Here is an 11,608-nt window from a genome sequence, read left to right on the forward strand (position 1 = left end):
GGTGTCAGTTACTTATTAGGCTGTTTTTGTTGTCTTTAACTACTTGAGGATTCGATCGCATGGTTTCGATTTCTAAAACTCAGTCCGCTGTCCTGCCTTTGTCTGCGCCAACCGTAACGGCTGCAACCAAAAGCACTGTGGCTACTGCAACTGGAGTGTGCGTGACGGTTCACGGTCACTTCTACCAGCCACCCCGGGAAAACCCTTACCTGGACGCGATCGAACGCCAAGCCAGTGCCTCTCCATCCCACGACTGGAACGAACGCATTTATCACGAGTGCTACCGCCCGAACGCCTTTGCCCGCATACTAAACGACCGCGGTGAAGTCACGGGGATCGTCAATAACTACGAGTATCTCAGCTTCAACATTGGCCCAACCTTGATGAGTTGGCTAGAACGCTACGATGCCGAAGTATATCAGCGGATTCTGGAAGCCGATCGCAAAAGCTGTCAGCGGCTCAATGGTCACGGCAACGCGATCGCCCAAGTGTACAATCACATCATCATGCCGCTGGCAAACGATCGAGACAAATACACCCAAATTCGCTGGGGAATCGCAGATTTTCGCTCCAGATTCGATCGCAATCCCGAAGGAATTTGGCTCGCTGAAACCGCTGTAGACTACGCCACGTTGGAAGTTTTGGTAGCTGAAGGCATTCGTTTTATTGTCTTAGCCCCTTCCCAAGCCGAACGCTGCCGCCCGCTAATCGGGCAAAACCAAGAAGGCCAAGAAGAAACAGATACCCAATGGCACGAAGTCGGCGGCGGTCAAATCGATCCGACTCGCCCGTACCGCTGCTATTTGAAACCAGAAATGGGGTTGATGGCCGATCACAAACTCTCACCGCTGAGCACTCACAACTTTAGTCGCCAAAACGACAATTCCGCAGCCCCAAATCCCAACACTCCCTACATCGATATCTTTTTCTATGACGGCCCAATCTCGCGGGATATGGGTTTCAATGAGGTTCTCAGCAGCAGCCACCACTTGGCGGGGCGCTTGGGTCAAGCAGTGCGGGGCGACCACCGACCGGCCCAATTAATCTCCGTGGCGACAGACGGCGAAACTTTTGGACATCACAAAAACAGTACGGAAAAATGCCTCGCCTACGCCTTCACAGAAGAGTTTCCCCGCCGTGGTTGGACGGTGACGAATTATGCTCATTATTTAAGTCAAAATCCGAGCACTTGGGAAGTGGAACTCAAACCAGTGACGGCCTGGAGTTGCTCTCATGGGGTCGATCGCTGGCAAGATGATTGTGGCTGTGGTGGTGGTGGCGGATGGCATTTGCTATGGCGCAAGCCTTTGCGGGATACTCTGAATTGGCTGCGCGATCGGCTGATTCCGATTTATGAGGAAGCGGGACGCAAGCTGTTTCGCGATCCCTGGAAGGCCAGAGATGAATATATTGATGTTATTCGCGATCGATCGATCGCTAATGTTGACAGTTTTCTCGATCGGCATCAAATTCGCGAACTCAACGCCTCCGAACAGATAGATGCCCTGCGCCTACTGGAAATGCAGCGCCACGCTTTGTTAATGTTCACTAGCTGCGGCTGGTTTTTTGAAGAAATCTCTCGCCCCGAAGGCGTGCAAATTTTGCGCTACGCGGCCCGGGCGCTGGAATTGGCGGAGGAAGTTGCCGGCGTGCAACTAGAAAAGGATTTTATCGCTCAACTCGCTCTCGTACCCAGCAACGTTGAATCCTTCAAAACTGGGGCGGAAGTTTACCGCCAACTGGTAACGACGGCTCAAGTCAGTCTCAAAGAAGTCGCCGCCCACTACGCCATTAGTTCTCTGTTTGCCAAGTATCCCCGCGAACAGCGAGTTTACTGCTATCAAGCCGAACAGCAAGATTTCCAAATTCAGCGCATGGGTTCGATGACTTTGGCTGTGGGTCAATTGCAGTTAACTTCCGAAATCACCAGGGAAACAGAGCTTTTTGTGTTTGCTGCGTTCCACCTCGGCGGCTGGGACTTCCACTGCTGTATTCAGCCTTTTGGTAGCAGCCGGTCTTACACTATGCTCAAAGAGCGGTTGTTTGGGGTTCTGCAAGAAGCTTCGGCGGCCCACGCGATTCTGGAAATGGTGCGACTGTTTGGAGACCAATCCTTTAGCTTGCGGGATTTATTCGCTGAGGAACGTCACCGGATCGTGCAGTTGCTGAGTCAGGAAAATTTGACTCGGTTGGATCAGCTTTACACTCAGGTTTATCGGGAAAATTACGGGGTGATGATGGCTTTCCACCGCGACGATTTGCCGGTGCCGATGGAGTTACAGGTGGCTGCGGAGGTGGCTTTGGGACACCGCTGTTTGACGGCGGCGAAGGCCCTGGAACAGGAAATGGGGGACGGGGAGTCGCTGCTGGCTGACATTGAGGCGATCGCCACTGAAGCGGGCCATCTCCGCTGCCGGTTGAAGGTTCCTGAAGTTAAGCAAATTTTGGAACGCCAGGTTTGCCGATCGCTAGATGCGCTACTGCAAGCCGGATTGGGCGTGGAGGATCGATCGCCTCTTAAGTTAGAAGCTGATATTCTCCACATCGAGCGTTTGATTGCTGTGGGCGATCGGCTGAGTCTGGATTTGTGTTTGGATAAATCGCAGGAACTGTATTTCAATTCTCTGTACAGTCAAATTGTGCCTCTGTGTTTGGGCTGGCTGCAACGGCAAGATGCCTCGGCGGTGGAAAGTTCGGTGGTTCCTGTTTGCTTGGATATCGCCCCGTCACACGGCGGCTGGGAGCTGTCTTCGATCCGGCAGTTGCTGGAGTTGGGTCAAACTCTGGCTGTTGATGTTGAGTGTTGGTTAAGTCAGTTAAGTCGATCGCCTATCGATTAGCCTGCATCAAATTCCCGGCATTGAGAATTCGCCCGATCGCGCTTGAAATACCGATCGGGCGATCGGCATTGAGAATTCGCCCGATCGCGACTGGCGAGCCGCGGCACCAACAGACAACCGCGAATTTTCTTTGAATTTTCGCTCTAGTTCTGTGGGAAGATGAAAACAATGTCCGCAAAGCGTACAGGTGTTCTGCACTTGCACGCTTTGTAGAGCTTTGAAGAGAGAACACTAAATATTAAGCTATGAAAATTGGCGATCGCGTTTGCGTTAAAAACTCTGTTGTTGTCTACCACCATCCTCAAAATCGCAGTCAACCATTTGAGATTAAGGGTATGGAAGGAGAAATCGTGGCGATCGTTCACGAATGGCACGGCCGACCAGTCAGTGCTAATTGGCCGGTTCTAGTTCAGTTTGACAAGAAATTTCGAGCTCACTTCAAAGAAGATGAAGTCGAATTGGTTTCTGCTGAAGCCTAACTGTAATATTGCTTGGTCATGTTAGATCCCCGACTTATTAAAAAAGTTGGGGAGCTGGTTGTGTTGTTATGTTTTTTGAGGTGGGCTTAATTGTCAAATTAAACAAGTTAAACAATTTCTATGAAATTAAACCAATTTGGAAAATCAATCCAACAATATTAGTAGGTGTGTCGCCATAAATAGTTCTCCCAAAAAAGACCTAAAATCGAGGGAGCGACGCAAAGCGCGAGAATATTTGAATAAACAAATTAAACTAAAAGTGTTGTAGCAAGAATTTTTTAAATTGGTATTACAACGGAATCTGATTGCTTGAGACGATAGCCCATACTGTGTACAGTCTCAATTAAATCTTCAGCGGCTCCCGCAGCTTTGAGTTTTTGACGCAAACCTCTAATGTGAACCTTGACCGTATTTTCTTCTGGTGGAGATTCCAACGACCAGACGTGTTCGATCATGACACTTCGACTGAGAACACGGCGACCATTTCGCAACAAAAGTTCCAGAAGTGCGTATTCTTTTGGCGTGAGATGGAGTGGAGTGTTCCCGTAGGTGACTTCATAGGTGCTGGGGTTGAGCCGAATTTCTTCCCATTCTAAAATCGGCCCAGAATTGCTATTACCTCGACGCAATAAGGCTCGAATCCGAGCAAATAGTTTTTGCAAGTCCACGGGCTTGACCACATAATCATCAGCCCCAGCATCAAGCCCATTAATTTCATCACTGAGAGTGTCACGGGCTGTGATCATCAGGACAGGCATAGTATAGCCGTGCGATCGCAATCGATGGCAAAGGCTAATTCCATCAAGTTCTGGTAACATCAAATCTAGTAACAGCAAATCATAGTTGAGCATCTTTGCTTGATGCCATCCAGATTCCCCATCGGTAACTATATCAACAACATAGCGCTGGTCTGTCAGGGCTTCTGCCAAGGTTTCTGCAAGGCGCAGATCGTCTTCAACCAAGAGAATCCTCATAAGCAAGAGGCTGGGGGAAAGTACAAAGCCACCTAGTCAATTACCCATCATCAATCGGAGTACCGATATGATGAGGGCTTGTGTCTACGCTCCACCGCAATCCTGAAAACCTTTGCAGGATATCAGCTTTGGTTTCATTGCGCGACACATCAGGGGATACTGACAAGCTCCCCGTACTCGTCCAGTCTTGCCGGACGAGCAACGTTCTCATTGCAATATTTCTGCTTCCCACCAAATCAGCGTGTAATTCATGCCCACAACATTCACAACGAAACATTAGCCCCTTGTTCGGTCGATTAGCCTTCGAGGTATGTCCACACTTGGGACAACTCTGAGAAGTATAATGTGCTGGTACTTTAGTTGCTAGGCTGCCAACCAAATTAGCTTTATAATCGATATAGCCGTGCAATTCGGCAAATGACCATTTAGCTTTGTTTCGATTAGCTTGGCGCTGTTTCTTGCTTGCCGAATTGCCAGACTTTGATTTTGTTCTGTCACGGATTCCGGTCAAGTCCTCCAATCCAATCAAGCTGTTAGGCTTAGCAATTTCTTTGCTGATTTGGTGATTCACATCAGCGATAAACCGTCTCTCCCGTCCCGACAATGCGATTAATCGTCGCTTCGCAGAACGGGTGTCTTTACGCTGTAGACTCCTTCGAGTCTTTTGATATTGATTGGCCTTGTGCCGAGATGCTTTCCCAGAGTAGAAGGTAGACTTATTACTTAAATCCGTTTCTACTGCCAGATACCTCATTCCCACATCTACACCGGAAATTCGGGTGATACTTGTTGGGTTAATTTCTGGCAGTTCAATTTCAAGGCTTACCATTAAATAGTAAGTCTTGGAAGAACGCTGGTAGAGAATCTTTGCTGCACCAATATTAGGACAGACCTTGATCAAGTCTAAATGCTTGTTCCAACCTTCATAAGGCACGACAATACGACCGTTTAGCGTTCCAATACTGACTTGTTGGTCAGATTTGAACCTGTAGTCTCGCTGATAATTCAAAGTTACAGTCCGAGATGCGTATTTTGGAGCTTGATCAAGCCCTTTAAAGCGCTTCTTGGTGTATCCCTTTTTAATAGCTTCGTTGTTCTGCTTAACTTTTGTTGTTAAAGATTTAAAGGTTGCAGCCACTTGTCTAGGAACGTTACACGCCATCTGTGCGCCTAATTTAAACTCGGAGCGCAGGTGGTTGTAAACGAGTTTTTGCAACTTAGTACCATTACTCGAACTGCTGTCGCCGAAAGCGACCATAGCAGTATAATTCAAGGCATCACGATAAGCCAACGCAGTATCGCGCACCGCCAACTTCTGTTCGGCGGTGAGATTCAGCTTTAACTTGGCGGTGATAACTTGGTTCATGGTTTCACTAGGTTGTGAGATGAATATAACTCGTGAAACTAAAAAATAACTACCTTGTTACAAATCTTGTTCGTTCACTCATGCACCGCGCTAGCAGTCGAACGTTACGCTGATCGATTTAATATGCGGTACAATCGCAAGCCTCACCCGCATTCATCCCGCCACCAACCGAGGCGGTATGGTGGGGGAATCCTGCTGTTCTAGTTGACTTTTAGAAAAGATTGAGTTAGCGAACCCGATCGACCTAATGTAAATAGGGCTAAGGCGATCGGCATGGCTGGCTCCTCAACATCTTATTCGCATTTGGGCCCCAAGTTGTACCGATTTGCGATCGAGATGTCAACAAGTTTTGACCCAAGGGACGCTCAGAAATCATTGACAAAAGCTTTCTTAACAAATATTGCAAAAAATCACAATTTATTACTTATTGAGAATCTTTCCGATTTCTTTACCATTTTCTGACTCATTTCTTTACTTATTATATGTAATTCTGGGTGGCATCAGCACTTGGATGGGGTAAATTCTCCCACCCACTTGATAGTTAATTTGGGAGATTAGTGTTACATGGCTTTTGGACCAGCTTCAAGATTGGGAGTCAGCCTGTTTGATGAAACCCCACCAATCGAGCGGGTTACAGGCAACTCAAATGAAGACCTTGAAAGCATCATTCAGGCAGTGTACCGACAAGTTTTGGGAAATGCCTATGTCATGGAAAGCGAACGTCTCACCGTTCCTGAGTCGCAGTTTAAACGCGATGAACTAACGGTACGGGAGTTTGTGCGGCAGGTGGCCAAGTCTGACTTGTATCGATCGCGATTTTTCGACAGTTGTGCTCGTTATCGAGCGATCGAACTCAACTTCAGACATCTACTTGGTCGCCCTCCCCTGGATCTCGAAGAAATGCGGGGCAAAAGTACCATTCTGGATACCCAGGGCTTTGAGGCTGAGATCGATTCTTATCTGGATAGCGATGAATACCAGAATACGTTTGGAGATGACATTGTTCCCTACATCCGGGGATACAAAACCGAAGCTTGCCAAAGCATGGTGCAGTTTACCCATACCTTCGAGTTGGTGCGAGGTGCTTCCAGCAGCAGCTTGAAGGGCAATCTGGCTGGTAAGAGTCCGCGTTTGAATTCCCTAGTCATTCAGAACACTCCAACCGCCGTAATTTCTCCAGCCAGCAGTGGATCGACATTCCGCAATCCCTCCGGTAGTGCTCGGACTCGTCATGGCGCTGGATCGGATGAAAACGGGAAAGTCTATCGCATTGAAGTTACCGGCTATCGCGCCAATGTGGTGAATCGGATTTCCAAGTTTCGCCGCAGCAACCAAGTTTACCTGGTGTCGTTTAACGAGTTATCCGAAACCTATCAACGGATTCATAAACAAGGCGGGACGATCGCTAGTATCACCTCTGTGTAGTCAAATTCTGGTCAAATTCTGACCTAAAACTATCAAGAATCACGCATCAAAACGTTCATAAAACTGATTTTTCCCTTTGAAGTGGGCTGTAACAAAGGGTTCTCAAAAACCCGGTTTTTAACGAAACGCGTGTAAGTGCTGTACTACCAACTATCTGTAAAGGAGATTAATTGCAATGACAGATTCGACAAAATGTGAACTGTGGCCAACCAGCGGTGTAGATGAGGTGCAAGCTGTGATTCGCGCCGTCTACAAGCAGGTTTTGGGTAATCCCCATGTGATGGAAAGCGAACGGTTTGTCAATGCGGAATCTCAATTGAGCGATCGCAGCATCTCCGTCCGTGAATTTGTGCGATTGGTCGCTAAATCTGATTTCTATCGCACTCGCTATTTTCAAAAGTGCGCTCCCTACCGATTTGTCGAACTCAATTTCCTGCACCTGCTAGGTCGTGCACCCCAAGATCAAACTGAAATTTCTGAACACATCATCTGCTGTGTTGAGCAAGGCTACGATGCCGAGATTGACTCATATCTCGACAGCGACGAGTATCAAACTGCTTTTGGTGAAAACGTTGTTCCCTATTACCGAGGCAGAAGCAGCGAAGCAAATACCAAGCAACTAGGTTACAACCGGATGTCGCTGCTCGATCGGGGTTTCGCCCAAATCGACAGTGCCGTCAAAGCATCTCAGTTAGTCTACGCAGTTGCCACCAACAGCGCTAACAGCATCAAGCCCTCAACCAGTCGAGGAGGCGCTTATGCCGCACCCGAAAAGATGTTCAAAATTGTGGTAACAGGGTCAAAGTTCGACAGACCTCGGCGCCGCAGTAACACGACATACGTTGTGGCAGGAGACAATATGAGTCCGCAAATTCAGCGGATCAATCGCACCTCTGGCAAAATTGTGAGCATCACCGAAATTATCTAAATCCAACAAAGATAAGAGGTTTAATAGATGGATTAAATTCATGTTTAGGGAGTTTTTTCTGATCTCTCTAATTATAATCATCTATCTCTAAATGTCCAAAAAATTGAAAGAAAATTGATGCTATACCAGTTTTCAAAAAGAATGCTACAATCTACTTCGTTGGGTCGATATCCTACCATCAACCTACCGTTATTAATGTTGTATGATTTTGGAGAACTGGTATTACATCATCTTGAGATGCTTAAAATAAAAATCCCAAATTTAGGATAATCGATTCGGGAGAATGTCAACTATATCGATCAACTGGCTTGACAAAATTAAATCTGAAATCCTCATCACGTTTTTTCTATCGACCATGAGTATTACACTCAATCGTATTAGAATGTTGCCACCACAAGCCGAAAAAAAGTTGCAATGCTGGATTCGCAGCCGTCATTTAATTTGTTCTGGCAATTTTTACATCTTTGAAACTATAGACTATAGCGCTATTGAGCGATTTACAGAGTCGATTACGGCTTTAGGAGGAACATTAATCTCGGTTCAGCCGATCGACAAAATTTGGATGGGCGATCACCGTCAAGTCATTCTATATCGTGCCAAAGCCAGTTTGCATACCCCTTGTCACAACCTCAAGCAATACTGGTTTAAATATGGTAGTTTCCAGACTAGGTTCGATCCCAGCTCTTGATCAGGCTGACACTGGTTAGCATTGTTGCAGCATTATTGTTTCCTGTTGGTGGCATCCTGATTTTTAGAGGAATTACGCAACCATTTTCTATGCTAAGTAACATTTTTATAGTTGCGATCGGTATTTTACTTGTGGTAGTGATTTGCCCTTATTTCAAACAGGAAGTAGCCCGACGGCGACGGGCAGAAGGTGTGCTGCGACAGCAAACCGATCGCGAACGGTTAGTCAATCAAATTGCTCAACACATTCGCCAGTCTCTGGATTTGGAAAAAGTGTTAGAAACGACTGTGGCAGATGTGCAGCGCTTTCTGGAAGCCGATCGCGTTCTCATTTACCGCCTGTGGCCAGACGGAACGGGCAGCGCCATTAACGAAACAGTGTTACCCCCTTATCCCGTCATTTTAGGAAGATCCTTCCCAGCAGAAGTGTTTCCCAGGGAGTACCATCAAGCTTATTCTCTAGGAAAAACCCGTCTGATTGCCAATATTGAAGAAGCCGATATCGAACCTTGTCTGACTGATTTTGTTCAACAATTTGGAGTCAAGGCCAAATTAGTTGTCCCCATCATCCAAGAACATCGGGAGGTTGAGGGAAATCCTTCTGTACCATATCTTTGGGGGTTATTGATTGCTCACCAATGCGATCGCCCGCGCACCTGGGAAACCTGGGAATTGGAGTTAATGCAGCAACTAGCGACGCAGGTGGCGATCGCCATTCAACAGTCTGAATTATACCAACAGCTTCAACAACTCAACGCCGAACTAGAACAGCGCGTCCAACAACGCACCGCAGAATTAGCTCACGCAAACGTCGCCCTGCGAGCCGAAATTGGCGAACGACAGCGCACCGAAGTAGAACTGCGCCACACCAACCACACCCTAAAAACCCTGATTACCGCCTCTCCTCGCGCTATCTTCACACTGGATATAGAGGGGTACGTCAAGATTTGGAACCCTGCCGCCGAACAGATGTTTGGTTGGACTGAAGCAGAAGTCATCAACCATCCCAACCCAATTTTTCTCGACGATCCCTTAGAAGACTATTCCACCCTCCGCAGCAATCTTTTGCAAGGAATCACATATAGTAGAGTCGAGCTGCGCCGCCACAAAAAAGACGGTAGTGCGATCGACATTATATTTTCCGCTGCCCCCTTAAAAAATAGTGAAAATCAGATTGACGGCATTGTCGCAGTGATTGCCGACATTACCGAACAAAACCAACAGGCACAACAGGTGCGGCTACTCCAGTCCGTTGTCGTCAACACAAATGATGCCGTCGTCATTACCGAAGCCGAACCGATTGACGAACTTGGCCTGCGCATTATCTATGTCAATGAAGCATTTACCAAGATCACCGGATATAGCCCAGAGGAAGTTCTGGGCAAAACACCCCGGATTTTGCAAGGTACAAAAACCGATTCCGCAGAATTAGACAAAATTCGGAGCGCCCTCTCCCGTTGGGAATCTGTCACCGTTGAAGTGATTAACTACCGCAAAAATGGCTCCGAATATTGGAATGAATTCAGCATTGTCCCCGTAGCCGATCGCACAGGTTGGTATACCCACTGGATCGCCATACAGCGAGACACAACCGGACGAAAACAAGCAGAACAAGCCCTGCGACATAGCGAAGAACGATTTCGATCGCTAATTGAAAATGCTCTAGACATCATTATGATTCTCAATACAGATGGCACCATCCACTACGTCAGCCCTTCTGTAGAAAAAGTCTTAGGATATCCAGTCTCTGAACTCGTGGGAAAGAAAATATTTGAACCAATTCATCCAGATGATTTTGCCACTACATACCACAGCCTCACCAATACTATTCAAAGTGCAGAAATCAGCCCTCCTCTTGAGTTCCGCTATCGCCACAAAGATAACTCTTGGAGAACCTTGGAAGCGATTAGCCAGCCTTTTATAGACAATGCCGCTACCACACAAATTATAGTCAATGCTCGTGATATCACCGAAAGAAAACGACTCGATGAAATTCGGTTAGCGCTGGAGCGTGAAAAAGAACTCAGTATTCTCAAAACCCACTTCTTCTCAATGGCATCCCATGAATTTCGCACCCCACTCAGTACCGCTCTGGCAGCAGCTCAAGTCCTAGAAAACAGTCCAGGCGCATGGAATGACTCCGAAAAGCGACTGAGAAACCTGCATCGAATTCAAGATTCTGTCAGGAATATGGTGCAGTTGCTCGATGATATTTTAACCATCAATCGCGCCGAAACTGGGAAACTAGAATTTAATCCAAAATTTTTGGTTTTAGACAAATTTTGCCATCAATTTGTCGAAGAAATTAGGCTCAGTACAGCCAGTCAGTATACCCTGACGTTTACCTGTGAAGGAAATCCCATTCCTGTTTGTTTGGATGAAAGGTTGTTGTCTTCTATTCTATCTAATATATTATCGAATGCGATTAAGTATTCGCCGAAAGGAGGCAATGTTCATCTTGGTCTAGAGTTTCAGTTAGACGCAGTTATCCTCCAGGTTCAAGATCGAGGAATTGGCATTTTTCCTGAAGATAGAAAGCAATTATTTGAACCATTTCACCGAGGCAAGAATGTCCGAACCATCCCTGGCACAGGATTGGGATTAATCGTGGTCAAAAAATGCGTTGACTTACACCAAGGCACTATTCAAATTACCAGTGAAGTCGGCCTTGGCACAACCTGCGTGGTAACGCTGCCGTTACTATAGCAGCAGGAAGTTCGGCCACGCACAATGTACGGGATTTCAGTTGACAGTTGACAGTTGACAGTTGACAGTTGACAGTTGACAGTTGACAGTTGACAGCGACCTCTACCTAGAAGGAAGAGGATTTAGTAAGTAGTTAAGCAAAATTAATTACATAATTATCTCCAAATTCTTTAAGAATTTTTTCGACAGATGAAACAAGAGAT

Annotated in this window: 8 protein-coding genes; 6 read left to right on the top strand and 2 right to left on the bottom strand. The window is 46.7% G+C overall.

What is annotated here, in order from left to right:
• The first annotated feature begins 59 nt into the window (after positions 1-59).
• Both QUB66_RS06570 and QUB66_RS06575 read left to right on the top strand, forming a co-directional pair.
• On the top strand, positions 60-2,840 hold the full coding sequence (locus tag QUB66_RS06570) for a DUF3536 domain-containing protein (RefSeq protein ID WP_332966788.1): 2,781 nt from the start codon (positions 60-62) through the stop codon (positions 2,838-2,840).
• A gap of 245 nt (positions 2,841-3,085) precedes the next feature.
• On the top strand, positions 3,086-3,319 hold the full coding sequence (locus QUB66_RS06575; RefSeq protein ID WP_265239423.1) for a ferredoxin-thioredoxin reductase variable chain: 234 nt from the start codon (positions 3,086-3,088) through the stop codon (positions 3,317-3,319).
• Positions 3,320-3,597: 278 nt separating this feature from the next.
• Here QUB66_RS06575 and QUB66_RS06580 read toward each other — a convergent pair whose 3' ends face one another.
• Both QUB66_RS06580 and QUB66_RS06585 read right to left on the bottom strand, forming a co-directional pair.
• Positions 3,598-4,281 (bottom strand): response regulator transcription factor, encoded by a 684-nt coding sequence (locus QUB66_RS06580; RefSeq protein ID WP_321161666.1) that lies wholly within the window; start codon positions 4,279-4,281, stop codon positions 3,598-3,600.
• A 52-nt stretch (positions 4,282-4,333) separates the two neighbouring features.
• The gene (locus QUB66_RS06585) at positions 4,334-5,659 is read right to left on the bottom strand and encodes an RNA-guided endonuclease InsQ/TnpB family protein (RefSeq protein ID WP_332971214.1); all 1,326 of its coding nucleotides are present in this window, start codon (positions 5,657-5,659) and stop codon (positions 4,334-4,336) included.
• A 564-nt stretch (positions 5,660-6,223) separates the two neighbouring features.
• Here QUB66_RS06585 and QUB66_RS06590 point away from each other — a divergent pair.
• The 4 genes from QUB66_RS06590 (at position 6,224) to QUB66_RS06605 (ending at position 11,405) form a co-directional block, all read left to right on the top strand.
• A complete protein-coding gene (locus QUB66_RS06590) occupies positions 6,224-7,084 on the top strand; it encodes a phycobilisome linker polypeptide (RefSeq protein ID WP_265239979.1) in 861 nt (286 codons plus the stop codon).
• 175 nt (positions 7,085-7,259) lie between these two features.
• Entirely contained in the window at positions 7,260-8,012 is a 753-nt protein-coding gene (locus QUB66_RS06595; RefSeq protein WP_332970752.1) for a phycobilisome rod-core linker polypeptide, read from the top strand.
• Between the two features lie 355 nt (positions 8,013-8,367).
• Entirely contained in the window at positions 8,368-8,700 is a 333-nt protein-coding gene (locus tag QUB66_RS06600; protein WP_332971215.1) for a CpeR family transcriptional regulator, read from the top strand.
• A gap of 89 nt (positions 8,701-8,789) precedes the next feature.
• Entirely contained in the window at positions 8,790-11,405 is a 2,616-nt protein-coding gene (locus tag QUB66_RS06605; RefSeq protein WP_332970754.1) for a PAS domain S-box protein, read from the top strand.
• Positions 11,406-11,608 lie beyond the last annotated feature (203 nt).

The organism is Microcoleus sp. A2-C3 (assembly GCF_036706065.1).
Taxonomy (GTDB): Bacteria; Cyanobacteriota; Cyanobacteriia; order Cyanobacteriales; family Microcoleaceae; genus Microcoleus.

What these genes read in the sequence shown, in the direction of transcription:
- QUB66_RS06570 (WP_332966788.1), top strand. Translation starts at nt 60, where the DNA reads ATGGTTTCGATTTCTAAAACTCAGTCCGCTGTCCTGCCTTTGTCTGCG.
- QUB66_RS06575 (WP_265239423.1), top strand. Translation starts at nt 3,086, where the DNA reads ATGAAAATTGGCGATCGCGTTTGCGTTAAAAACTCTGTTGTTGTCTAC.
- QUB66_RS06585 (WP_332971214.1), bottom strand. Translation starts at nt 5,659, where the DNA reads ATGAACCAAGTTATCACCGCCAAGTTAAAGCTGAATCTCACCGCCGAA.
- QUB66_RS06590 (WP_265239979.1), top strand. Translation starts at nt 6,224, where the DNA reads ATGGCTTTTGGACCAGCTTCAAGATTGGGAGTCAGCCTGTTTGATGAA.
- QUB66_RS06595 (WP_332970752.1), top strand. Translation starts at nt 7,260, where the DNA reads ATGACAGATTCGACAAAATGTGAACTGTGGCCAACCAGCGGTGTAGAT.
- QUB66_RS06600 (WP_332971215.1), top strand. Translation starts at nt 8,368, where the DNA reads ATGAGTATTACACTCAATCGTATTAGAATGTTGCCACCACAAGCCGAA.
- QUB66_RS06605 (WP_332970754.1), top strand. Translation starts at nt 8,790, where the DNA reads ATGCTAAGTAACATTTTTATAGTTGCGATCGGTATTTTACTTGTGGTA.